23 protein-coding genes and 14 tRNA genes are annotated in these 23,668 nt (G+C 38.3%); 8 read left to right on the forward strand and 29 right to left on the reverse strand.

Going from position 1 to position 23,668, the window contains the following annotated elements; translation table 11 throughout:
• Nucleotides 1–100: 100 nt before the first annotated feature.
• From AC3WSK_RS11255 to AC3WSK_RS11265, 3 genes are read right to left on the reverse strand one after another with little or no spacing between them, the layout of a single operon-like run.
• Nucleotides 101–877 (reverse strand): alpha/beta hydrolase family protein, encoded by a 777-nt coding sequence (locus AC3WSK_RS11255; RefSeq protein ID WP_427483262.1) that lies wholly within the window; start codon nt 875–877, stop codon nt 101–103.
• The gene (locus AC3WSK_RS11260) at nt 861–1,325 is read right to left on the reverse strand and encodes an NUDIX domain-containing protein (RefSeq protein ID WP_427483252.1); all 465 of its coding nucleotides are present in this window, start codon (nt 1,323–1,325) and stop codon (nt 861–863) included. The genes AC3WSK_RS11255 and AC3WSK_RS11260 overlap by 17 nt, the downstream gene beginning before the upstream one ends.
• Nucleotides 1,326–1,358: 33 nt before the next feature.
• Entirely contained in the window at nt 1,359–1,919 is a 561-nt protein-coding gene (locus AC3WSK_RS11265) for a helix-turn-helix domain-containing protein (protein ID WP_079561680.1), read from the reverse strand.
• A 283-nt stretch (nt 1,920–2,202) separates the two neighbouring features.
• On the opposite strand from AC3WSK_RS11265, the gene AC3WSK_RS11270 reads away from it, so the two are divergent.
• A complete protein-coding gene (locus AC3WSK_RS11270) occupies nt 2,203–3,681 on the forward strand; it encodes an L-lactate permease (RefSeq protein WP_492412908.1) in 1,479 nt (492 codons plus the stop codon).
• An 84-nt stretch (nt 3,682–3,765) separates the two neighbouring features.
• Here AC3WSK_RS11270 and AC3WSK_RS11275 read toward each other — a convergent pair whose 3' ends face one another.
• Entirely contained in the window at nt 3,766–4,083 is a 318-nt protein-coding gene (locus AC3WSK_RS11275; RefSeq protein ID WP_079561682.1) for a transposase, read from the reverse strand.
• 136 nt (nt 4,084–4,219) lie between these two features.
• Here AC3WSK_RS11275 and ytzI point away from each other — a divergent pair, with 136 nt between their 5' ends.
• From ytzI to AC3WSK_RS11295, 4 genes are all read left to right on the forward strand, one after another.
• Entirely contained in the window at nt 4,220–4,366 is a 147-nt protein-coding gene (ytzI, locus tag AC3WSK_RS11280; protein ID WP_094075099.1) for a YtzI protein, read from the forward strand.
• 70 nt (nt 4,367–4,436) lie between these two features.
• Nucleotides 4,437–4,598: a hypothetical protein gene (locus AC3WSK_RS11285; RefSeq protein WP_170938966.1), complete on the forward strand. Its 162-nt coding sequence runs from the start codon at nt 4,437–4,439 to the stop codon at nt 4,596–4,598.
• A complete protein-coding gene (yidD, locus tag AC3WSK_RS11290) occupies nt 4,595–4,828 on the forward strand; it encodes a membrane protein insertion efficiency factor YidD (RefSeq protein ID WP_053485074.1) in 234 nt (77 codons plus the stop codon). The genes AC3WSK_RS11285 and yidD overlap by 4 nt, the downstream gene beginning before the upstream one ends.
• A gap of 107 nt (nt 4,829–4,935) precedes the next feature.
• Nucleotides 4,936–5,922, forward strand: coding sequence for a metal ABC transporter solute-binding protein, Zn/Mn family (locus AC3WSK_RS11295; RefSeq protein WP_079561683.1), 987 nt, complete (start codon nt 4,936–4,938; stop codon nt 5,920–5,922).
• Here AC3WSK_RS11295 and AC3WSK_RS11300 read toward each other — a convergent pair.
• From AC3WSK_RS11300 to AC3WSK_RS11330, 7 genes are all read right to left on the reverse strand, one after another.
• Nucleotides 5,886–7,091 (reverse strand): transglutaminase domain-containing protein, encoded by a 1,206-nt coding sequence (locus AC3WSK_RS11300; RefSeq protein ID WP_427485131.1) that lies wholly within the window; start codon nt 7,089–7,091, stop codon nt 5,886–5,888. The genes AC3WSK_RS11295 and AC3WSK_RS11300 overlap by 37 nt on opposite strands.
• Before the next feature lie 787 nt (nt 7,092–7,878).
• Complete coding sequence (locus tag AC3WSK_RS11305; RefSeq protein ID WP_427485132.1) at nt 7,879–8,331, reverse strand: hypothetical protein; 453 nt, start codon at nt 8,329–8,331, stop codon at nt 7,879–7,881.
• A 72-nt stretch (nt 8,332–8,403) separates the two neighbouring features.
• Complete coding sequence (locus AC3WSK_RS11310) at nt 8,404–9,828, reverse strand: o-succinylbenzoate--CoA ligase (protein ID WP_492412912.1); 1,425 nt, start codon at nt 9,826–9,828, stop codon at nt 8,404–8,406.
• 161 nt (nt 9,829–9,989) lie between these two features.
• Nucleotides 9,990–10,808, reverse strand: a complete 819-nt coding sequence (menB, locus tag AC3WSK_RS11315; protein WP_053485078.1) for a 1,4-dihydroxy-2-naphthoyl-CoA synthase — start codon at nt 10,806–10,808, stop codon at nt 9,990–9,992.
• A gap of 147 nt (nt 10,809–10,955) precedes the next feature.
• A complete protein-coding gene (gene menH, locus AC3WSK_RS11320; protein WP_492412914.1) occupies nt 10,956–11,789 on the reverse strand; it encodes a 2-succinyl-6-hydroxy-2,4-cyclohexadiene-1-carboxylate synthase in 834 nt (277 codons plus the stop codon).
• A complete protein-coding gene (menD, locus tag AC3WSK_RS11325; protein ID WP_492412916.1) occupies nt 11,777–13,501 on the reverse strand; it encodes a 2-succinyl-5-enolpyruvyl-6-hydroxy-3-cyclohexene-1-carboxylic-acid synthase in 1,725 nt (574 codons plus the stop codon). The genes menH and menD overlap by 13 nt, the downstream gene beginning before the upstream one ends.
• Nucleotides 13,494–14,879: an isochorismate synthase gene (locus tag AC3WSK_RS11330; protein WP_079561689.1), complete on the reverse strand. Its 1,386-nt coding sequence runs from the start codon at nt 14,877–14,879 to the stop codon at nt 13,494–13,496. Before AC3WSK_RS11330 ends, menD begins: the two co-directional genes overlap by 8 nt.
• Nucleotides 14,880–15,257: 378 nt before the next feature.
• Between AC3WSK_RS11330 and AC3WSK_RS11335 the strand changes: the two genes are divergently transcribed.
• The gene (locus AC3WSK_RS11335; protein ID WP_079561690.1) at nt 15,258–16,178 is read left to right on the forward strand and encodes a 1,4-dihydroxy-2-naphthoate polyprenyltransferase; all 921 of its coding nucleotides are present in this window, start codon (nt 15,258–15,260) and stop codon (nt 16,176–16,178) included.
• A 29-nt stretch (nt 16,179–16,207) separates the two neighbouring features.
• Here AC3WSK_RS11335 and AC3WSK_RS11340 read toward each other — a convergent pair whose 3' ends face one another.
• From AC3WSK_RS11340 to dpaL, 4 genes are all read right to left on the reverse strand, one after another.
• Nucleotides 16,208–17,134 (reverse strand): dipeptidase, encoded by a 927-nt coding sequence (locus AC3WSK_RS11340; protein WP_079561691.1) that lies wholly within the window; start codon nt 17,132–17,134, stop codon nt 16,208–16,210.
• 48 nt (nt 17,135–17,182) lie between these two features.
• Nucleotides 17,183–17,632 (reverse strand): TraR/DksA C4-type zinc finger protein, encoded by a 450-nt coding sequence (locus AC3WSK_RS11345; RefSeq protein WP_427414726.1) that lies wholly within the window; start codon nt 17,630–17,632, stop codon nt 17,183–17,185.
• Between the two features lie 143 nt (nt 17,633–17,775).
• On the reverse strand, nt 17,776–18,537 hold the full coding sequence (locus AC3WSK_RS11350) for a MerR family transcriptional regulator (protein WP_492412920.1): 762 nt from the start codon (nt 18,535–18,537) through the stop codon (nt 17,776–17,778).
• A gap of 182 nt (nt 18,538–18,719) precedes the next feature.
• Entirely contained in the window at nt 18,720–19,931 is a 1,212-nt protein-coding gene (gene dpaL, locus AC3WSK_RS11355; RefSeq protein ID WP_240518280.1) for a diaminopropionate ammonia-lyase, read from the reverse strand.
• A 138-nt stretch (nt 19,932–20,069) separates the two neighbouring features.
• On the opposite strand from dpaL, the gene AC3WSK_RS11360 reads away from it, so the two are divergent.
• Nucleotides 20,070–21,215 carry a PD-(D/E)XK nuclease family protein gene (locus AC3WSK_RS11360; RefSeq protein WP_427485138.1) on the forward strand — a complete coding sequence of 382 codons (1,146 nt, stop codon included), beginning with the start codon at nt 20,070–20,072 and terminating at the stop codon, nt 21,213–21,215.
• A gap of 332 nt (nt 21,216–21,547) precedes the next feature.
• Nucleotides 21,548–22,186 carry an NAD(P)-dependent oxidoreductase gene (locus tag AC3WSK_RS11365; protein WP_079561696.1) on the forward strand — a complete coding sequence of 213 codons (639 nt, stop codon included), beginning with the start codon at nt 21,548–21,550 and terminating at the stop codon, nt 22,184–22,186.
• A 147-nt stretch (nt 22,187–22,333) separates the two neighbouring features.
• Here AC3WSK_RS11365 and AC3WSK_RS11370 read toward each other — a convergent pair.
• The 14 genes from AC3WSK_RS11370 to AC3WSK_RS11435 form a co-directional block, all read right to left on the reverse strand.
• Nucleotides 22,334–22,405: transfer RNA gene (locus tag AC3WSK_RS11370), tRNA-Glu, on the reverse strand.
• Between the two features lie 2 nt (nt 22,406–22,407).
• Nucleotides 22,408–22,498 (reverse strand) — tRNA-Ser (locus AC3WSK_RS11375).
• Nucleotides 22,499–22,504: 6 nt separating this feature from the next.
• Nucleotides 22,505–22,581 (reverse strand) — tRNA-Asn (locus AC3WSK_RS11380).
• Nucleotides 22,582–22,585: 4 nt separating this feature from the next.
• A tRNA-Ile gene (locus AC3WSK_RS11385) sits at nt 22,586–22,662 on the reverse strand.
• Nucleotides 22,663–22,668: 6 nt separating this feature from the next.
• Nucleotides 22,669–22,742: transfer RNA gene (locus AC3WSK_RS11390), tRNA-Gly, on the reverse strand.
• Between the two features lie 3 nt (nt 22,743–22,745).
• Nucleotides 22,746–22,821 (reverse strand) — tRNA-Phe (locus AC3WSK_RS11395).
• Between the two features lie 16 nt (nt 22,822–22,837).
• Nucleotides 22,838–22,913: transfer RNA gene (locus AC3WSK_RS11400), tRNA-Asp, on the reverse strand.
• Between the two features lie 3 nt (nt 22,914–22,916).
• A tRNA-Met gene (locus AC3WSK_RS11405) sits at nt 22,917–22,991 on the reverse strand.
• A gap of 49 nt (nt 22,992–23,040) precedes the next feature.
• Nucleotides 23,041–23,133 (reverse strand) — tRNA-Ser (locus AC3WSK_RS11410).
• Between the two features lie 15 nt (nt 23,134–23,148).
• Nucleotides 23,149–23,225, reverse strand: a tRNA-Ile gene (locus tag AC3WSK_RS11415).
• 7 nt (nt 23,226–23,232) lie between these two features.
• Nucleotides 23,233–23,306, reverse strand: a tRNA-Met gene (locus tag AC3WSK_RS11420).
• A 26-nt stretch (nt 23,307–23,332) separates the two neighbouring features.
• Nucleotides 23,333–23,408, reverse strand: a tRNA-Ala gene (locus AC3WSK_RS11425).
• 6 nt (nt 23,409–23,414) lie between these two features.
• A tRNA-Pro gene (locus tag AC3WSK_RS11430) sits at nt 23,415–23,491 on the reverse strand.
• 13 nt (nt 23,492–23,504) lie between these two features.
• Nucleotides 23,505–23,581: transfer RNA gene (locus tag AC3WSK_RS11435), tRNA-Arg, on the reverse strand.
• Nucleotides 23,582–23,668: the final 87 nt, after the last annotated feature.

A 23,668-nucleotide genomic window follows, 5' to 3' on the forward strand; every position in this document is an offset into this window, starting at 1 on the left:
ATAATAATCTTGCGTCTTTTACTTTTTATGTAATTCAAAAAATAGCCTCCTCTCTAGACAAACTTGAAATATTAAACTGAAGGAAGACAACTTGAATATCTTATTGTCGTTTCATCCATTCACAAAGAGCATGTACTGTCTCGCGATTTTTGGCAGGTGGATATTGATGCGCGTAGCGATGATCATACCATGTCTCATATGTTTTATTGGCATCTTTTAAATAAAATTCTAACTGTCTAGCATGTTCAATATCTACATTTTCATCACGATAGCCATGAATAATAAGGACGGGAGCTGTCATATGCTCTACCTCAAAAAGTGGTGTTCGGGCATCATAAGCCTCTGGTACACGATTAGGCGTCCCTCCAATAACACGCTTCATCATCCGGCGCATATCTGTTCGCTCCCAATATGTAGCTGTTGCATCAGATACTCCTGCCCATGTTACAACAGATGTAATATCTCTACGTAAGATTGCAGTCCAAAGTGCCATAATACCGCCACGTGAAAAACCAAAGACATGAATATTATCATTACAGAACTGCTTTAGTACGTCTACTGCGTATACAGCGTCATAACGATCAGCTCCTGCAAACTCATCTCGACCTTCTCCACCTCGATTGCCACGGTAATATGGGGCAAAAACGATAAAGCCTCGTGCTGCAAACTGAGCGACACGAGAAGGTCTAACCATACCAATACTTTGCATACCTCCACGTAAATATAAAAAGCCATCATATGTACCTTCTGCCTTAGGTTCCGCTAATAATCCCTTCACACGTAGACCCTGTGACATATACGTGATTTCCGTTAAACGAATTGCTGAATTAGGTGAAGGATAAGGACGTTTTTCAACAATCTTACCATTGGTCATAATGTTTCAACTCCTCCAGCATTTTCTCCATTCCTTCATCCTTCATATGAAAACTTAAATTTGGATGATTAGTAAATTCTTCATCTGTTAGCCAAGTCATTCCGGAAGTTTCTAAATCAAAATCAATGTCCTCCTGCCCCACAAACTGTGCAGTAAAGACCGTTTTACAAAATAAATTGTCATCATGAACGGCATATTCAGCAAACCATCTAAGATTTTTCACATGAACACCAGTTTCCTCGAATACTTCCCTAACCGCTGCCTGCTCCAATGTTTCCCCAGGTTCTTGCTTTCCACCTGGAACCTCTACACCACGGCGTTTATGAATCGTACACAACCACTTATTTTCATGCTTTAATAAAACCAGTACATGCTTAGGCTCAATGTCCAATTCGCCTCTTATAAAACTTAAATCCACTCGTAAACCATTTAAATCTGTAAATGAGAACATGCTCTTCTGCTCCTTTTTTATATCCCTAAAGCCTTATTTCATAAACTGAGTTGAATCTATTACTAAAAAATAATGACATTCTTTGGCAGATAAATTAATAAATCTATGCTCTGTATCGGCCTCAAAAAAGAATGAATCCCCCTCGTGTAATTCTTCAATAAAAGTACCGTTGCCTAATTCGACTCGTAAAGCTCCCTGTTTAATAAAAACGAATTCCTTCACCCCTGATTTATGGGCAGGAAATACCCCAGATTCTTTATTTGCAGGAATTATATTCAAAATAAATTCAATCCCTCTAGAGGGGAACGATGGGGATAATAAATGACGCTGGAATCCCGTTTTTTCGTCTATATAAACTGGTCGTTCATCTTTTCTTATGACAATAATATCCCTTTTCTCTTGCTGTTCTAATAACGCGGATAGAGTAGTATTTAAAGCCTCAGCAATTTGACAGGCAACTTGTATGGTTGGGTTTTTTTCTTCTCGTTCTATTTGAGATAACATAGATGCACTTACCTTACTAACTGAGGAAAGGTCCTGCAATGTCATATTCCTTTTCTTTCTAATGATATTTACTTGCTTTCCAAATCCCACTTGCTCACGCTCCTTTTCACTATCCTATTGGATAAATTTTTATTTTAATTCATCACCAAAAGTTTGAAATGACTATTTACAATGTATATAAGTTGATCTCCGTTCCAACTGGATACCCCAGAAATCAATTCAACGTAATGATAACGAGCCTTTATTTTTACTATAGTGTAATTACGTAGCTACAATCAACAAATAAAATCCCTTAAATTCAACTTCTTTATTTACACTATAGAATAAATTTTATATACTATAGTGTAAATAAGTGTCATTAGGAGTGATTTTCATGTTAAAGGTCATGTTTGCTCTTTTACCGCTAGTTAGTATTTTATTTATGCTTTTCGTTCTGAAGAAATCCTCTATTTTCACAGGTAGTGTAGCAGTACTTATTACAACAGCCATTGCAATTTCTCCTCTTTTTCACACTAGTATAAAAATATTACCTACTCCGTTTGCTAAAAGCTTTCTTACCACATCACTTGTAGCCTATATTTTGTTTTTTGGTATCCTTTTATTTCATTTTATGGAGCAAGCAGGCGCTATAGAGAAAATAGCCTCTTCTATTTCTACTTCAACTAATGATCGCATCTATCAAGTTTTGATTCTTGCTTTAGGGCTATCTCCTTTAATAGAGTCTATTAGCGGTTTTGGTTTAGCTGTTATTGTAATAGCTCCAATTTTAATAGCATTAGGTTTTCACCCTATTCAATCAGCTCTTATCGCACTAATAAGTCTTTGTATCATTCCATGGGGCACTTTAGCAATGGGAACAATTATCGGTTCAACATTAGCAGATATTCCTTTAACTTCTTTAGGAATCGTGAGCGCATCTATGTGTATCCCTATTTATATTTATTTCGCTTTTTTAGTTACTTTCATAGGTGCGGGCAAGGAAGCTGTAAAAGAAAAATCTTCAAGTGTTCTCTTCACTGGATTGCTATTAGGTGCCTCTGTCTGGTTCTGTAATTGGTTTATTAGTGTAGAACTTGCTGGTTTATTTGGATCATTAACAGTCATTGCTGCAACCTTCTTTACCATTAAACGGAAGAATGAAGAATCTTTTTCTAAAAGTCAAAAAAATTTATTTAAAAATCTTTCACCTTACTTACTACTTATTACATTGTTATTCACATCAAGAATGCTACTTCCACTAAAAAAAATTTTGTTAACTTGGACAATAACGATCGAAAAATTTAATTTTCAATTCTCCCCACTCTATGCTCCAGGTTTTTTTCTTATGGTCGTTTGTATTTTTACCATTGTTGTTTTTAAATTAAATCGAATCGGCATCTTAGAGAGTATTAAATTAACAATTAACAAATGCTACCCCATTATCATCACGACTTTTTTATACATTGTCGTTTCTGAAATAATGTCACAGTCACAAATGATAAAAGTTTTATCATCAGTTGCTGCACAATCTTTTGGTCAATACTTTGTGCTGATTACGCCATTAATCGGTGCGATAGGGGGTTTTTTAACGGGAAGTAATACAGCATCCAATACGATGTTTATTCGATTGCAAACAACAACAGCGCAACAAATCGGAATTTCCCCACTGCTAGCGGCTAGTGCTCAAAATGTGAGCTCATCTCTAATGACAATGGTCAATCCATCTAGAGTCGCACTTAGCTGCTCAGTTTGTCAAATCAGTGCATTGGAAAATAACGTTCAGAAGAAATTGACGCTCGTAGGTATCGGGACACTATTAATTTTAATCAATGAAATTGCAATAATAGTAATTTTCAATATTAGCTTTCATTAACAGTATCTTCTCTTAACGAAAATAGCGCTTCTAAGGAAAAGCTATCAAAGTAGGGTCACTGAAGTTTTTCAGTGACCCTACCTTTTAAGCACGTTTGTTGAAATAAGGAAGTTGCTCCACAAATGTCTTCGTATCCGCATCCCCATATTCATGAACTAGTGCATAAATTTTTTTTAATCGTAAATCAATTTCATCATTTTCTCTATCAAGATGATATTGGATATATGGCAATTGCGCACGCCACGCATTCGCAATCTCTAACATCTGCATTTGCTGAAATATTTTTTCAAATACATCTAATGCTTGTCGGTCTACATTGAGCTCAAAGTTCCACGGTCCTGCATATGGATTTGTATAATACGTTCTATTGGCAAGTGAAAAATATACACGCTGACGCTCCATCTCAAAACACTCCTTTTTCCATAGTATGGAGGTAAACGTGTTGTTTTATTCGCTGGAATGTCAAACTTCCTTCACAACTAAGTTAGATGATCTAATTTATAATAAGAAGTAAGGAATAAGGAACGGAGTGAATGCCATGAGTTTAATCACACTCTTAATTGTAGCAGCAATCATCGTTATTTTAGTAACGGTCGCGACTATTATTAGTGTCAATCGTGCGTATGCTTTTAAACATACAGTTGACGAAAAACCTCAGCAAAGCTTTCATCGAGATGATGACTAGTTCAATTTGTACATTTTTTTTAGCAATTCTTTTATAATATTATTATCAAGCAGAATTTGGAGTGAACGCAATGGGAGTACCATTACCAATAATCATTATGATCGCAATGATGATGCTTATGTTTGGCGTATCTGTCATTGTCCTGTTGAAGAAAAAAGGCAATTTCTTTACACAAACTATCGATGCTAAGCCTAAGCAATCCAACGCTCAACAAGAGGACAAAAAAATATGAAGTATCCCTTTATATGGCTCATTAAGTTTTACAGAAAATTTATATCACCCATGACACCGCCATCCTGTCGCTTCCATCCTACATGCTCCTCCTATGGACTAGAAGCTTTTCAAAAACACGGTGCCATTAAAGGATTCTATTTAACGATTAAACGTATATCAAAATGCCAACCATTCCATCCAGGTGGCTTTGATCCAGTACCTGAAAAATGGCCTTCGAAAAAGAATTAATCTTCGAAGGTCATTTTTTCTTGTGCTTTTTTAAGATGTACGTTATTATAGAAATTGTTCAAAAAACAAATCGTAATGATTACTATTAAAAAGAGGTATGCTATAAGATGAAAAAATTATTTTTGTTATTTTCAGTTGCAGTACTTGCCCTATTCACTGCTGCCTGTGGGGATAAATCAACGTCCAAACAGTCAGAGACAAAAGATAAATTAACAATTTACACGACTGTCTATCCATTAAGTTATTTTGCACAACGAATTGGTGGCGATTTTGTAGAGGTTTCTTCAATTTACCCTACCGGTGCCAATGAACACACATTTGAGCCAACACAAAAAGATATGATGAAATTAGCAGATGCTGATATATTTTTCTATATTGGCTTAGGGCTAGAGGGCTTTGTTGAAAATGCCAAAAAGACTCTAGCTAATGAAGATGTAACAATGGTGGCAACAGCAGATCAGATTTCAGATGAAAAATTAGCTATGAGTTCAGGTCACTCACATGATGATGAAGAGGAAGCACATCACGGTCATGAAGACGGTCATGAAGAGCATGATCATGGTAATGTAGATCCACATGTTTGGCTATCACCAACGATCAGTCAAGACTTAGCACTTTCCATTAAAAACACTTTAGTTGAAAAAATGCCAGAACAAAAAGCTACATTTACAGCTAACTACGAGACATTGGTAAAAGAACTACAAGATTTAGATAACGAATTTAAAGCAACGGCGGATAAAGCGCAAGAGAAAACATTCTTCGTATCACATGCAGCATTTGGCTATATCGCAGGACAATACGGCTTAAAGCAAGTACCAATAGCCGGTTTAAACTCGCAAAATGAACCTTCTCAAAAAGAACTTACAACGATTGTTGATAAAGCAAATGATTTGCATATTCACTACATTTTATTCGAGCAAAATGTCTCTTCTAAATTAGCCGAGGTTATCCAAAAAGAAGTTGGCGCGAAGTCTCTTGTCTTGCATAATTTAAGCGTTTTAACAACAGATGATGTGAAGAAAAATGAAACTTACTTCACCCTTATGAAGAAAAATATTCAAACCTTAAATACTGCCTTAAACGAACACAAATAAATGAGTAAGGAGGTGCCCCGAAAATCGTATGGGGACACCTCCTTTATTATGACGTACTTTTCTTGTGGCATTCGTTTTTCCGTTCTATCAATACTTATTAGCCCTTTTTTCTTATACATAGTATTTTGTATTATCTTTCGATTAGCCTTTAATTGGGCTATATTACTTTCTAAAATGATTGGTTCCCATTCATTTAGATGTACTTGAACACTCTTATCGCTTTTATTACCTTTCAAAAGCAGTGTAGGCTGTTCTATTAATGGCTTTACTAATTGTTTATTTTTACTTAAAACGGACAGCCCTCTATCAAAGGTAAACTGACTATCCATAATTGATTTTGTAAGAACTTCAATCTTACTTGTTTTTTGTAAATCGCTATAGGCTTCGCTTGTAGCAGCTGGGAAACTCAAATAGTCCCAAGAGTGATCTTTTGCTAATTGGCGATCAGAAACTAAAAAATAATTATAACGTACCTCTCCCTTATGATCAGGCAAAGGATCATCCCAAGTAACGTCGATATGATACCATGCATTATCAAGCTTTACTAAGACCCAGGCGTGTAGTTGCTCTCCTACTTTTCCTGGTACATATTGTACCTCAAAGCCTTGCATCTCTAGCATTCGATAAAGTACTAAAGCATATGCCTGACAAACTCCCTTTTTTTCTGTAAGCAATGTGTAGGGAGAATATGGACTTCCTTCCGTTTCCTTTGAATATTCAGCAGATAGAACGATAAAATCATGTGCAGCTTGTATTTTTTGCAATTCACTTAATCCATGCATAGGTGCAATAATATTCGCCAAAGTCTGTTCTACAAACACTTCCTCTTGCTGTGAAATATGATAGGTAAACTCAAATCTAATGACAATATTATTGGTATAGCCTTCATATTTCCATTTAAAACTAGAAATATTGGCGTAAATATATGGATCTTGAATAGCATGTTTAATAAGCTCTGATAGTTCATCTTTTATTTCAGTCGTTTTACCAGTATATCGAATGTCAAATTCAGTAGTTAATTGCATGACTTGTTTTTGAATTTGATATTGTAGGGATTCTATTGAATTGGCTGTTGTCGTGTTCTTTTGTTCATAGTTTGCGAATACTTGCACATGACTCATTTGTAGAACAAATAATATAATGAAAACATTATATATATATTTTCTCATATGAGTCATTCTCCTTTACTAAATAGTTTATGCCTGTCATTTCTTATTATGTTAATGAATGATTAATTTAATCCTAAAAGTTTACTAAAAATGAAAACAAAAAAAGAAGCCTTCTTATAATGAAGGCTTCCCTTTATAGTGTTGAAAAAACTATTATCTCAATTAAATTATGTATGGCTTTTTTGCAAAGCGAGAAGTTGATTTCCGTTCCGCCTGGGCGCTTTGTTGTTGCTGTCGCTACGCTTTCGCACAGAGCAAAGCTTCCTGAGGGCGTCCGATGATCCGCTTGGGCCAACATATGTTGGTAACACCTTCGTTCCCCTATCTGCTCGCTGCAGGGTCTCGGGCCAACAGATGTTTTTTGCGCGAAGGTGAAGCGACAGCAACAACAGCACCGATGTTGAACACGAATGCGTTATCACAGGATGTGATGGTTTTAGCCTTCGTTCCTCTATTGCTAATCCCCAAGGAGTCGCCTAGCCTCCACTCCAATCAACCAAGTCACATAGTATATTACTCTTATATAGTCATAAAACGAAACTTCATTTAGAGGGTTCGTCTGTGCAAAAATTAAGCACAACAGCATTTATAAAGATTCCCTTGATTATTTAGTTTTTCAACAACACATAAAAAGTAACCCTCTAACTAATGATAGTGGGTTCTCTTGACGGGGAGTTATTTTAAAAACCCATAAACTTTCGCATCACTTTTAGCAATACTTTTCTCATTCTATAAAAATAAACACATAAAAGAGCATCGATTTCCGATGCTCTTTTAGTAAAATTTATTACCTTCTTTTTGTTTCAGTAATTATAGGCTCATCATATGAAATAATATCTATAATATGGTTCAAACAAGGAATTTGATAGTGAACGAACTGCTTCTCGGGATTTATATCTTCAGCAATTGTTCCTGCTTTAATAAAATCCAAATATCTTGATTTAGAGTAAATTCTAAAAAGATTGCCCTCGGAAATTTCGTAATCATCCATTACAGTAAACGATTCATCAATAATGGAGTAAGCAACATATGTTTCAAAATCCAATTGCAGAATTGGTAGATTGTCATCAACATCAATTGGGGATGCTTCTATTTCAACCTTATCTGTAATTTTCACTAACTCTTTAGTATTGTTCACATTACACCTATCAATAAGTACCCGCAGTGAGTTTTCTTCTGGTTCAAACAATTTGTTTAAATATATATACCCTTTAAATTTCATCAAATCTTGAAAATTCAATACTTTACCCCCATTTCGAAAAACTATTTGAAATAAATTAAACATGTCAAACCTATAACGAAGGCTTCTTTATTAATCCATTAATTTTCTCCGAAGTAGTTTATTGGCGCCGTTTCGTGGGAGCTTGTCTGCAACAATAATCTCTTTAGGAAGCTTATATTTCGCAAGCTTCTTTTGACAAAATGCTTGTAATTGTTCTACCTGAACAAGTTCTTTTAATACAACAAAGGCGATTGGTACCTGTCCCCACTTATCATCATCAATGCCGCATACTCCCGCTTCTTTTACAGCAGGATGTGTAAGTAGCACATTTTCGATTTCAGCAGGATAAATGTTTTCGCCACCTGAAATAATTAAATCAGCCCGACGATCGATAACAAATAAATAACCATCTTCATCTATATAACCAATATCCCCAGTATGGAGCCAGCCATCAATCGTTGCATCTTTTTGAGCAAAACGACCAATGTACCCTGGTGTAACATGAGGACCACGTATGCAAATCTCTCCTTCACCATTATCATTCGGCTCAGCAATGCGCATTTGATTAAAAAATAATGGCTTTCCCGCAGAGCCAATTTTTTTCATCGCATCTTCATTTGCTAATGTTGCAGTTTGTGACGAAGTTTCAGTCATACCATACGTTTGTGCTACAGCTAAATGTAATGCTTGCGCTCTCTTTAAATAATCCACTGGCACAGGACCACCACCCGCTAGCATCATTTTAAATTTCGGTGAGGCTTGTGCATTTTTCTGTTCAAGAGTATGTAGAATCCTTTCCAATGTGACAGCGACTACCGACATATGTGTAACCTCGCCATCCATTATATTTTGTGAAATTGCTTCTGCATCAAATTGATCATATAAATGCACTTTATTTCCGTACAACAGTGAACGCACTAAAATAGAAAAGCCGCTAATATGAAAAAGTGGTACAGCACATAACCAAGTATCATCCGCATGCAAACCTATATTTAACACTGAGGCCGTTGCACTTGCCTGGTGATTTCCTACTGTTTGACAAACGCCCTTGGGAAAACCAGTCGTACCAGATGTGTACATAATCGATGTTGTTTGGTTTAAAGACCATTCTTTCGTAATATCAATAGCCGTTTCTGTACTTTTTTCTATAGTAGAAAATAAATAATTAGTCGTATGTGATGGTAATTTTTCTATATCCTCATCGGCAACTAATACTGCCATAGCTTCTGAATCCTCTAGCTGGTAAGCAATTTCATCTTGTGTTAGCCTACGATTTAGCATGACCATTTCACATTGTAAATGCATACATGCGTACATCATAATAACAAGTGAAGGCTTACTCGGCCCCATTATTGCAATACGGTCGCCTTGCTTAATATCCAGTGTTGTAAGTTGACGAGCACGTTTTAAAGATAAATCATTTAACTCTTGAAATGTCCAAGTCTGCCCATTATATGTTAAACCGTTTCGTAAAGGTGTTAAATACGCTCGCTGTAAAATCCAATTCAGATACATCTCGTTATCCCTCCAATATTCCTTATCTTTCCATTTCATCGTAATATCCTTCAGTTGGATATGGAGTTCCATTACTCTGCCAAGTCTATCCGCCTTACCTATTTAGATATACAAAAAGCTCGTATCTCAGTAAGATACGAGCCGTTCATCGCTTCAGATCATCAAGGGAATCTTGGGAATTGACCGAAATCTGGTTGACGTTTTTCTTTAAATGCGTCACGACCTTCTTTAGCTTCATCTGTTGTGTAATAAAGAAGAGTAGCGTCGCCAGCCATTTGTTGAAGACCTGCTAAACCGTCTGTATCTGCGTTCATTGCTGCTTTTAAGAAGCGTAGAGCAGTTGGAGACATTTCTAGCATTTCTTCACACCATTGTACAGTTTCATCTTCTAATTGCTCATAAGGAACAACTGTGTTAACTAATCCCATATCAAGTGCTTGCTGTGCATCATATTGACGGCAAAGGTACCAAATTTCACGCGCCTTTTTATGACCAATAATACGCGCAAGATAGCCTGAGCCGTATCCAGCATCGAATGAACCAACTTTTGGTCCAGTTTGTCCAAAACGAGCGTTGTCAGCAGCAATTGTTAAGTCACAGACAACGTGTAATACGTGTCCTCCACCAATTGCATAACCTGCTACCATCGCTACTACAGGTTTTGGAATAACACGGATTAAACGTTGTAAATCAAGGACGTTTAGACGTGGGATTTCATCTTCACCAACATAGCCGCCATGACCGCGTACTTTTTGGTCTCCACCTGAACAGAAGGCATGTTCACCTTCACCAGTTAAAATGATAACTCCAACATTTTTGTCATCACGTGCACGTGAAAAAGCGTCGATCATTTCCATTACCGTTTTTGGTCGGAACGCGTTGCGTACTTCTGGGCGGTTAATCGTAATTTTTGCGATACCGTTATAGAACTCATACTTAATGTCTTCATAAGTATGTAAACTTGTCCATTGACGTGTCATTGAATTGCCTCCTAATAATTAAATTCGTCTCGTCCAAATCGAGGCGAAAACGTAAAAATTTTATTACGTTCAATTATGCCTCGGCATAATTGCGTCTGGAATCGGCTTTGTGCAAGCACAAAAGAATTCCTTTCCGATTCCGTGGCTTTAAATTCTCTCATTGGTGTTGAAAGAAGTTAAATGCTCCTCTACTATTGTAGCAAACTCAGCGGGATTTTCCACATGAATTGCATGTCCAGCGTCATTTACTGTCGTATGCTTGGCATTTTTTAATAACGCTTTCATTTCTAGTGCTATTTTACAAAATTTCTCATCGAGTGATCCTGTAATTAAAAGCACAGGAAATTCAAGCTTCTCCAATACCATCCAATTTGGTGGTTGACTTCCTGTGCCAATGCCCCGTAAGCTACCTGCCAAGCCTTCCTCCTCCTGAGAAAGTCGTTCGAACCTAATCGCTTCTTGCACATCGTGTGGTAAACGCTTTTGAGATTCAAACAAAGGAATAGTCTCCCATGCATTAACAAATGATATCAAACCATTACTAATTATTTTTTCAGCGAGAGCGTTATCCCTCTCACAACGTTCAGATCGTTCCTTTGAAGTTCGTAAACCTGGCGAAGCACTTTCTAAAATTAGCTTTTCAATGCGTTCGGGGTAGGTGATTGCATACGATAATGCAACTCTTCCTCCCATTGAATAGCCTAACAGCGTAAATTTCTTAAGCTCTAACTGGCAAAAGACTTCCTCTAAATCTTGGATTTGCTCTTGCATAGAGAAACGACTAATTTGCTTGGGTATTGCCGTTTGACCATGACCAATTAAATCAATGGCAATAACTCGTACACTAGGTAGAGCTTTCGCTAAATTTCGCCATGTAGCCGTACTACCTGTAAAACCATGCAATGCAACGAGTGTTTGCTCCGCTTCTTCATTCCAGATGTCCACGCTCGTTTCAAGTCCACGAATCATTAGCTTTGCCATGCTTTTAGCCCCGCATTAATGCGATTCCACAGCGCCCGATGCGCATATACATTTTCCTCTCGGTTCGTGAAAATTTCGATTAAGCGCATTGGTCGTTTCTTCATAGTAGTGAACTTTACTGATAGCTCTGAAATATCGTCTACACGTATATAGTCCATTCCGTACATGTTGGCAATATCAAAGAATTCTAGGGCAGTCGGTGTACCGAACAAATCTTCATAATGTGCCTCGACTGTAGATTGTGGTAAATAAGAGAAAATACCGCCGCCATCATTATTCATAACGATAATTGTCAGGTTGCATTCCTGGTATCTTGAAGCAATTAACCCGTTGACATCATGTAAAAAGGCTAAATCGCCAATAAGTAAGTATGTTTCTCGGTTATTTCCTTGACTAAAGCCCATTGCTGTCGATACGACGCCATCAATACCGTTCGTTCCACGATTCGCAACAATACGGAGATCTTTTGGTGTCGCCATTAAAAACGTATCAATATCACGCACTGGCATACTGCTACTTACAAAAATATCACTACCATTAGGAATCATTTTGAGTAATCGACTTACCATTGCTCCCTCATCAATTGCACCATCAGAATAGTGTTCAATATACTCTAGTGCTATATCATTAGCATCTTGCCACTCAGCTAAATACGCTGCTTCTAGTACTGTTTCAGAGACTTCTAATTGCGTGAGCCACTCACCAATACTTGCATGAACAAAATGAGTAGACGCACCTGTAGCATCACGGAACATCGGATCTTCATCGACCACAATATAAGCATCTGGCTGCGATTTAGTAATAAATTGCATAATAAATTTAGAAACAGGCTGTGCTCCTAAACGTAGTACCGTATCTGGTTTAACTAATGCTTTAAAATCTTCGCTTTTCATAATTGCATCGTACGTTGTGATCATATATGGTAGACAATCCTCTGGGACAGACGAGCGCATATTAGATAAACTCTCGACAATGACCGGCCATTTTAATTGACGAACAAACTCCCACATCTTTGTTAAATCTGTACCAAGTGCTAGCTCACCAATAATAACAAAGCCTCTTTTAGTTGCACGTATAATCTCCGATAACTCTTGTTGAGTCGCCATGGAAGGTATTAACTGCCCCATACTACTGTGCTTAAATGTCGCTTCTGGAAGTTCCTCTCGAAAATCAATCAACAAAGGTTCTCTAAACGGTACATTAATATGCACTGGTCCAAATGGGGCGCTCATTGCAATCGCTACCGCACGTGCGATATGGCGCTCGATAAACGGCAATGTTGGTGCTGCATCATCTGCCAACGGGAAATCCACGCTCCACTTGACATGGGAACCATATAAATTCGGCTGATTGATAGCCTGTGGTGCACCTACCTCTCGCAATTCATGTGGACGATCAGCTGTGATTACAATTAATGGTACACGGGCATAGCTTGCTTCAACAATGGCAGGAAAATAGTTTGCCGCAGCTGTTCCCGATGTGCATAAAAGAACAACAGGTTTTGCTGTAGCCTTTGCAATTCCTAACGCAAAAAAGGCAGCAGATCGCTCATCAACCTGACGATACATATGGAGCTGTTTCGTTGAAGCAAATGCATAAGCTAAAGGTGTAGAACGTGAGCCAGGGCTGACTACAACGTTTTCAACGCCAGCTTGCACTAGTGACGCTACCATTTTATAAACATAATCCGTTAACATTTCTCGTTCACTCATGTAATTGTCCTCCTAGCGCGCGAAGCATTGGACGGAATTTCACTAATGTTTCCTCATATTCAGATTGTGGCTCTGAATCTGCTACTATACCGCCACCAGCATATAAATAAGCCTTATCCTTAAGTAAAGCAGCCGAACGAATGGCCACTGCAAATTCCCCATTGCCTTCAGCATCTACCCAGCCAATTGGTGCGGCGTAAAGTCCACGATTCATCGGCTCATACTTACGTATAGCTGCCATTGCCTCTTTTCTTGGCACACCGCCTAAAGCTGGCGTTGGATGCAAAGACTTTGTCAGTTGTAATATAGTTGCCTCATTATTCAACTGACCTTCAACAGGTGTATATAAATGTTGTATATCTCTAATCTTTAGTAAGCGAGGGCTATCTGGTACTTTCATCTCGACACAATTTTTACGGAAAGTTTCCGCAATCATATCGACAACATATTGATGCTCGCCACCGTTTTTCGAATCATTTAATAAGCTTTGTCCATAAGCTTCATCTTCCTCTGCTGTCTTACCACGTTTAATAGAACCTGCCACACAAGATGAAAAGGCGCGGCCCTTTTCTACTTTTACAAGACGTTCAGGGGACGCACCAAAGAACAATAATTCTTGACGCTCTAAACCAAATAAATAGCTCTCTGGCTGCTCATGAATAATTTGTGATAGAACCTGTGGTGAAGAAACTTCTTCTTTAAATTGCAATGCTAGCGAGCGTGCAATAACAACTTTATCTGCCTTCTTTTGCTTAATCAATGCTGTTACTTGGTCAATCGACGCTAAATATGGTTCCTTATATGGCTCAAAATAGCTTGTGATTTCAGGCTTTGAATACGTTTTTACTTCTTTTACCTGCGCAGCATGAATTAAATGATCTCGCTCTTTACGTAACGCGTCAAACTGAGACTCTGCTTGCCCATCTTTTGATATAAGATGAATACTTACAAACGCTTTGTCATCACGTATGACAAGCTGATAAGTTGCGAGCGCAAAAAAAGCCTCTGGAAAGTCTGTCCACTCCCCAGCAACATTGTTTTGTGGATCGAATGTAAATCCGCCAAATAAAATTGGCTGTAGTTCACTTTGTCCCTTAACACAGTTTTTCGTTAAGCTTTTCCATTCAGCTTCTATTGCATCGTAGCGATCATTTTTGGCGTTATTTTGAATCGTATAGGCATGTCCTAGCCCTACTAAAGTCATTGTTTTTTCTCTATTTTGCCAATAAAATCGTTCACCTTTATAATGCTCCTCACCCGCCGCATAAAATGCGAGCGCCGATAAGCGACTTACTTCAATTGTTTCCATATAAAAATGAAGGCTTTGGCCCAAAGAGTCCACTTCTACTTCTGTGGCTTGGTACCACTTCTGTTGCATGAAAATTACCTCCGTTGTTGCAATGTACATAATGAATGACGCACGGTATGTTTTGTACTCGTTCTAACTTTCAATATAAATTTTAACTGCTTTGGCTTTTCTATAACACAAATTGAACAAACCTTTGCATAATAAAGTGAGCGTTTGTACTTTTACCACATCATATTTCTTTTGTTAAAATAGCTGTCATTTTATTTTGCTAGCCTATTCCTTGTACTGTTGCTATTATCTTAATTATTATTTTCAGTTCATAAATGCATGTTCTATTGTATCATTTTTTTATCTGAACTGTATGTAATAAGCTGTGAACCTATCCAATTTCTCATTCTTCGTATAAAATAAGAATAGTCTACAACATTTGAAGGAGAGAAAGACCTTATGACCAAAGTCATTGAAGCTGATAGGGGTTTTAAAGTTTGGTGGCATTTAACACGTCCACATACTTTAACCGCTTCATTCGTTCCAGTATTTTTAGGAACATCGATTGCCTTAGCAATTGAAAAACAAACAATCGATTATGGACTATTTTTTGCTATGCTCATTGCAAGTATGCTTATACAAGCAGCAACAAATATGTTCAATGAATATTACGATTACAAATTAGGACTAGACAATGAAAATTCTGTCGGTATCGGTGGAACGATTGTACGTCACGGTGTTCAACCAAAAACTATTATGATGATTGCCTTAAGCTTTTATGCAATCGCTATGCTGCTTGGCATTTACATATGTGCCTCTACCTCTTGGTGGCTTGCTGCCGTAGGGCTTGTTTGTATGCTGATCGGTTTTTTATATACTGGAGGACCTTACCCTATAGCCTATTCACCATTCGGAGAACTTGTATCTGGCGCTGTTATGGGAATGGGTATTGTCTTAATCGCCTTTTATATTCAAACACTTACAGTAACTTTTGATGCTGTTTTACTTTCAGTACCTAGTATGATTTTAGTTGGGGCGATCATGCTGTCCAACAATATTCGTGATATCGTTGGCGATACAGAAGGTGGTCGAAAAACGCTTGCTATTTTAGTAGGCCGAGACAATGCCATTTCTGTCCTATCTGGCTTTTTTATCATTTCGTACTTATGGGTAATCGCTCTTGTAGCAATTGACGGTATTACCTTTTGGGCTCTAATCATTTTCTTAAGTGTTCCAAAACCACTTCGTGCGATTCAAATTTTCCGCGATAAAAAAGAAGCTAAAGAAGTGATGCCTGCGATGAAATTTACAGCGCAAACAAATACATTCTTCGGCTTCCTCTTAGGAATCGGTTTATTAATTCAATATTTCTTTTATTAAGATAATCCATCATTAAAGATGCAGCAGCCTTAAAAGGTTGCTGCATCTTTTACATAGCGTCGAAAATTATTACTTGCAATACCGCAAACTTCTTCGATTGAAAAATGTTCACGTAATGCCTCTAACAAATTTTGCGCCTCTCCTGCGTGCGCTAATCCTTTGACAGTAACATCTATACCATCGAAGTCTGAACCTAGTCCAAGGTGCTCTACCCCTACTATATTCGCTAGATGCTTCACATGTGCTACTAAATCATCTATCATAGCATTGTCTCGGATAAAATTCGGGTAGTACACGACATGTATATGACCACCATGCTCGACAAGTGCTTTCGCCTGAGCATCCGATAAATTTCTAGGATGATCACAAATTGCACGTGCATTACTATGACTAGCAATTAGGTGCTTCGCTAGTGGCAAGACATCCCAAAAGCTCTGTTCATTTAAATGTGAGACATCGATAATAATGTCTCTCTCATTTAGCAAGTTTATAACTTCTTTACCAAATGATTTTAAACCAAGGCTTGCACCCTGTTCAGCACCGTGAGCTACAGCATTTTCTTCATTCCACGTTAGACCAACAAGCTTTACACCTGCATCTAATATGGCAGACAGCTTTGCTAAATCTTCACCGATTGGACCACAGCCCTCTAAGCTTAAAATGGCTCCAACTTCATGCGGAGCTAAATTATCTAATTGGGACCAATCCGTAATATGCACCATGCCCTCAGTTTGTATTACATGTGTATGGAAGGCTTCAATTTGCCGCACCGCCTCTAAGAATTGCATGCTTTGCGGAATGTTAGGGTTTATAAAAATAGCAAATACTTGTGCCTTAACCCGCCCTAAATGTAATCTCTCTCTATTGGCATGCAAACGTACATCATCTTCAAATTTTGCCGCTTCTAAAGTTGTTAATTTCAATAGAGCATCACAGTGTAAATCAATTATATCCATATTCTCACCCCATACTGCTATTATACTGCCTGAGAGTGAAAATGCTTACTAACTTTTATCTTGTGGTGTATCGGAAGAGCCAAATTCCTCAAGTTCTATGAAATCATCCGATTTTGGGGTAGAAGACAATACATCTTCCTCTACTGGCCTTAAATTATCTTCTTTGTGCTCCGCATGTTCAACACATGTCAATGCTTTCGGCATAGCTTCTAGGCGACCAATCGGAATCTCTTCACCACATACAGCACATTTACCATATGTACCGTCCTCCATCGCTTGTAGTGCAGCCTTTATTTCTTCAGCTTCGTCACCACGGTGCTCATCAATCGCCATTTCCGTTAACTGATCCGTTAAATCACTTGCATTGTCAGCTGGATGATTATCATAATTAGATAGCTCTGTCGCTTGTGGACGCTCTGATTCCTCCAGTTGCTGTTCTATTTCCTGTAGCTCCTGCTCTAATTGCTTTTTCAATTTTTCCATTACTTGTGGGTTCAAAAAAATCTCCTCCTCATGCCTTCATTTTTTCCTAAATTAAAATTTCTAAAACATGAAAGCATAAGAAGGAATCACTTATTTTTTGTATAATTATTTTCATTTAGTAAATGTTTTTTGTAGCGAAAGCGAAACTGCTGCTATAATTACGTTAAAGTGAAATTGTGGATGGCATCATGTAAAAATTGCGCTGCTCCTTTAGCAACACGTTCATCGTAATAAGCTGAAAAGCGTTCATCCGCTACATACATCTGTGCTATACCTGCATGTGCTTCCTTAGAATATTGTGACCACGAAAAGCTAAGCCAACGTTTATGAAGCTCTGCTACTTCCATTGCCACATCATTGTTTGTATCGCCGATTGCCATCGCTTCTTTTAAACGAGCAAATAATTGCTGTTCTAACTGCTGCATAGCCTCATACTGTTCCTCGGTCATATTCATTAGTTTCGCATTCGATGCATCAACCGTTTTGTCACCATATTTTGCACGAACTTCTTGCCCATATTGCTTTTCATTTTCCTCGATTAGCTTCTCTTTAAATCCATTAAATTTCTCTTCATTTGTCATTGGTTGTTCCTCCTCTATAGATTGAATGGTTTTTTCCACTGTTTGTAATATCTTATCCAACTGTTCCTTGCGTTTCAGTAAAGCCGTACGATGGGTTTTGAGTGCCTCTGTATGTTCAAAACCTGGCGATTGAATAATTTCCTTAATGGTTGCTAACTTCATATCTAATGCTCTATAAAATAAAATTTGCTGGAGCATATCAACTTCAAACTGTCCGTAAAATCGATAGCCCACCTCATTGGTTCTTGCTGGCTTCAGTAATCCAATTTCATCGTAATAGCGTAGTGTTCTTGTGCTAACTCCGGATAATTGAGCAAGCTCTTGAATCGTAAATTCCACACTGTTCACCCCCTCTACTACTACTACTGTAAATCTTTACGCAACGTTAAGGTCAAGAAAAAAAATAAAAAAATTTGCTCGTTACCATAACGTTGAATTAATTGTATAAGTCATTCAAATTTCAACCTTCAATACATGTGAATGAAAAAAGCAAACTATCACTAGTTTGCTCCTTCCTTCAATTAAATGTTTGCATATTTCCCATGCCACATAATATTTCTATAGTTCTCTACATCTGTGTCACCTTCAGTGTTAATAAACAATATACGAGAATTTTCATCTATTTGTAATGTATCTTTCAGTTCTATATATTTCTCATTCATCATCAACTCATAAAAACATCCAACCGGGGCAGCTCCCGATTCTCCAGCAATAATTCGTGCATCTGTTGCTAGTGGATTTCCAAGAATGCGCATCCCTGTAGCGGCAATTTCCTCATCACAGCATATACTCACCTTCGTATAAGTCTTTAATAAATCCCAAGCTTGTGGATTCGGCTCACCACATGCAAGACCTGCCATAATGGTTTGCATCTCTCCACCAACCGTTACAAACTGCTCAGCTCCTGCTTTAAAGCTTTCATAATAGCAATTCGCTACAAAAGGCTCAACTAAGACAAATGTAATCTCTTGCTCATAGTATTGTTGTAAGAAAGCTACAACCGCACCTGCAAAAGATCCAACCCCAGCTTGTAAAAATACATGGGTAGGTGCTTTTTCCAACTGCAGGGCGACTTCTTTTATTAGTGTTGTATAGCCTTGCATAATCCATAACGGGATTTCCTCATAGCCTTCCCACATCGTATCCTGAATAACGACCCAGCCATTGTCTGTTGCTAGTTGTGATGTATAACGAACTGTATCATCATAATTCATTGTCGTTATTTCAGCATATGCACCTTCATTTTTAATATTTTGGAGGCGCTCCTCAGCACTACCTGCTGGCATATAAATGCGTGCTTTCAAACCAAGCTCTCTAGCAGCCCAAGCTACTCCACGACCATGATTGCCATCGGTCGTTGAAATAAATGTTAAGTCCCCTAGCTGCTCCTTTATTTCTGGTGATTTAAGCTGCTCAAACGATAGCTCATCAATATTCCTATCTAACTTTTTGGCAACGTACTGCCCAATTGCATAAACACCACCCAATACTTTGAATGCATTTAAGTCAAATCGATATGATTCATCTTTTACAAAAACACTTTGTACGCCAACTAGTGATGCAAAAGCATTTAAGCTTCGTAATGGTGTGCTTTCAAATTTCTCATATGTACGTTGAAATCTACCAACACGGTTTACTTGTTCTGGTGAAAAATGATGTAGAAAAGGTACTACTTGTTCTACGTTCTTCTGCATCAAATATTGTTGGTTGTCTGTCCATAATAATTTTTCCATCTTCATCCCCCTACTTTTGTTTCTATATTTATCTTAGCTTATAGCACTACAAAAAAATACTACAAGGCTGTTTTCGAAAAGATTATTGCTATAATAGTTTTCGATACTTTAAATCTACTGAGTTTGAGAGGTTAGAATATGATAAGAAATGAGAAAGAGTTGAAAACCAAGCTGAATCAGTTAATTAGTGATTCTGATTTCTTGCGTTTACAAGAATCTTTTGAAAAACAAAGCTTGTTTCAATTATTGGGTTTTGGACACCGCGAAACGATGCATAGTTCTTTTATCAGTTGGTTGCTTTCACCAACGTCTTCGTTAAATTTAGGGACGTTCCCGCTGAAGCGTTTTCTCTACTATATTTGCGAGGAGAATGTATCAAATGCGAAAACTGTTATTGATTTTGATTTAATCGAATCGGACTCACTCCAACTAGAGGAAATGAAAGTGGCAACTGAGGTATCGGAGTCTGCGGTCGATCCCGAGACAAACCAGGAATTACGGGCTCGATTTGATTTGTATTTGACGAACGATCTGGTAAAAATCATTGTGGAGAATAAGGTGTTGGCAAGAGAAAACAAAGACCAGACCGAAACCTATACGAAAATCTTAAAACAATTGGATGACTCGTATACATATGAATTAAAGGTCTTTTTGTCTCCAGATGCCACGGTAAAACCAAAATGTCCCGAGTTTATTCAAATTGATTATCAAGGGTTATATGATTTTGTCATAGTGCCTTGCTTGAATCACCCGAAAATTACAACGGCAAATAAAAATATTTTAGAGGAGTATATACATAATCTTCGTATGGTCTATAAAGGAGTGAATAAGCCGATGGCAAGAGTAAATGATGAGTTGTGTGTAGCAATATATGATAAGTATAAAGATGTATTAGATGAGATATTCGATGCGGTTAAAAATGAGACACCTGAAAAAAGGACGGCCAAAACGTCTTCTCCGATTCGTCAATCAAATATCTCTTGGAAAGAGTTGTATTCACGACTAAATGAAGACGAAAGAAATCTAGAAGCTACTTATGGAGGTGCCGTAAGAGAGGCAGAAATCGACCTAACAAGTGGCAAGGTCCTTTTTGAAGGAAAAGAATATAGTAGTCCTTCAGCCGCTGCCATTTCCGCAGTAAATTCCGTTAAAGGTGAAAATTACACAGAGCGTTACAATGGCTATGCATTGTGGAGTATAGTGTATCCAAATGGTGATAAGAAGAAACTGTCTGATGTACGTGATGATATCGCAGCATCTTTAGCTCAAGAGGAAGAGGATTAAGCTCCTTCAGAGCTACATATACATTACTATAAGTTATTAAAGAAATTATTGTAGTGATGTAGACTTAACTAAGTATTTTTCAAGATTATTTCGTATTCAAGTATTCCACAAAAAGGCACGATTGTTTAATAAGCATTGCTATTTTTCCTAAAACGGGGCTTTAGTTTTAAAAAAAGGCGGATTTTTTTCTACACATTTTGTAGATTAAATCTGCCTTTTTGTTTTAACAGCAACAATCTTTTGGAAAGCAGCTTACATAGAAAAAGAAAAATTCGAAACTTATTAATGAGATTCATCGTATATGTACTAGCATATTCAATTGGAGGTATAAAATGGATAGTACTAGTAGAATAGCGATAATTGGAGGAACAGGGAAAGTAGGAAGGCATATAGCAGCTCGTGCAATAGAAAAAGGATATCATGTTCGGATGCTTGTTAGAAATCCGGATAAGGTACTATATAAAAATGATAAAATTGAAATAGTGAAAGGACAGGTTCAAGAGATAGAAAGCATTCGAGAACTACTTAAAGATTGTCAAGTTGTTATTAATACATTTGGTCAACCACCTAAAGAGGAACCTATTTATAGTAAAGTTACAGCTACTATTTTTAATGTGATGAAAGATTTAAACATTAGTCGATATATAGGTGTTTCCGGTGGTTCTCTAACGATTAAAGAGGACAAAAAAAGCATGATGAATCGTTTTGGAGCAAAGATGTTTGAAGTTCTCTTTCCGAAAATGATGAAGGATAAAAAATTGGAATGGGAACTTTTATTAAATAGTAAACAGATCAAATGGACACTACTTAGATTACCGTTTGTAAAAGATAGCTTAACATCCAATCAGATAAAGGAAAATCTTACTGATATGCCTGGTACAAAAATTACGAATCAAGATATAGCCACTTTTATCATTGATCATATTGATAATGAAAAGTACGTGCACAAAACACCTTTTATATCCCATTAGGGTACTAGCAATAAAAAGACATGAAAAGTAACATGCTATTTTTATAGTGTATCTTAAAGACAAATAGTATTACATTCGCCACCTTTGGACCATTTGGAAATACAAAAAAATACAGTAGATGTAAATTACATCTACTGTATTTCAGTATGACCCGTACGGGATTCGAACCCGTGTTACCGCCGTGAAAGGGCGGTGTCTTAACCACTTGACCAACGGGCCAATGGCGGAGAAGGAGGGATTTGAACCCTCGCGCCGGTTACCCGACCTACACCCTTAGCAGGGGCGCCTCTTCAGCCTCTTGAGTACTTCCCCAAAAAATGGCTCCGAAGGCAGGACTCGAACCTGCGACAACCTGATTAACAGTCAGGTGCTACTACCAACTGAGCTACTTCGGAATAATGGTGGGCCTAAATGGACTCGAACCATCGACCTCACGCTTATCAGGCGTGCGCTCTAACCAGCTGAGCTATAGGCCCTTAGATTGGAGCGGGTGATGAGAATCGAACTCACGACATCAGCTTGGAAGGCTGAGGTTTTACCATTAAACTACACCCGCATATGGTGGGTCAGGACGGAATCGAACCGCCGACACTTAGAGCTTCAATCTAATGCTCTACCAACTGAGCTACTGACCCATATTTTTAAAAAAAATGGCGGTCCCGACCGGGATCGAACCGGCGATCTCCTGCGTGACAGGCAGGCATGTTAACCGCTACACCACGGGACCATTTGGTTGCGGGGGCCGGATTTGAACCAACGACCTTCGGGTTATGAGCCCGACGAGCTACCACTGCTCCACCCCGCGTTAACAAAATATTCTTTTCGAGTTTTTCAAGCGCCATTTATAAAAAAACTGGAGGAGGTAGAGGGATTCGAACCCCCGCGCGGTGTTACCCGCCTGTCGGTTTTCAAGACCGATCCCTTCAGCCAGACTTGGGTATACCTCCGTAACAATATATAAATGGTGGACCTTGCAGGACTCGAACCTGCGACCGGACGGTTATGAGCCGTCTGCTCTAACCAACTGAGCTAAAGGTCCTTTAAGATGGCGGCAGAGGGGATCGAACCCCCGACCTTACGGGTATGAACCGTACGCTCTAGCCAGCTGAGCTACGCCGCCAGGATCTTTATACTGGTTATCTTTTATGGTGGAGCCTAGCGGGATCGAACCGCTGACCTCCTGCGTGCAAGGCAGGCGCTCTCCCAGCTGAGCTAAGGCCCCATAAAGTGGTCGGAATGACAGGATTCGAACCTACGACCCCTTGGTCCCAAACCAAGTGCTCTACCAAGCTGAGCTACATTCCGATAAATATTAATTTGGCGCGCCCGACAGGAGTCGAACCCATAACCTTCTGATCCGTAGTCAGACGCTCTATCCAATTGAGCTACGGGCGCTAATTATAAAAAAATGGTGCCGAGGGCCGGAATCGAACCGGCACGGTAGTCACCTACCGCAGGATTTTAAGTCCTGTGCGTCTGCCA

The sequence above is a fragment of the Lysinibacillus sp. EB271-A1-10B genome, from assembly GCF_058791335.1.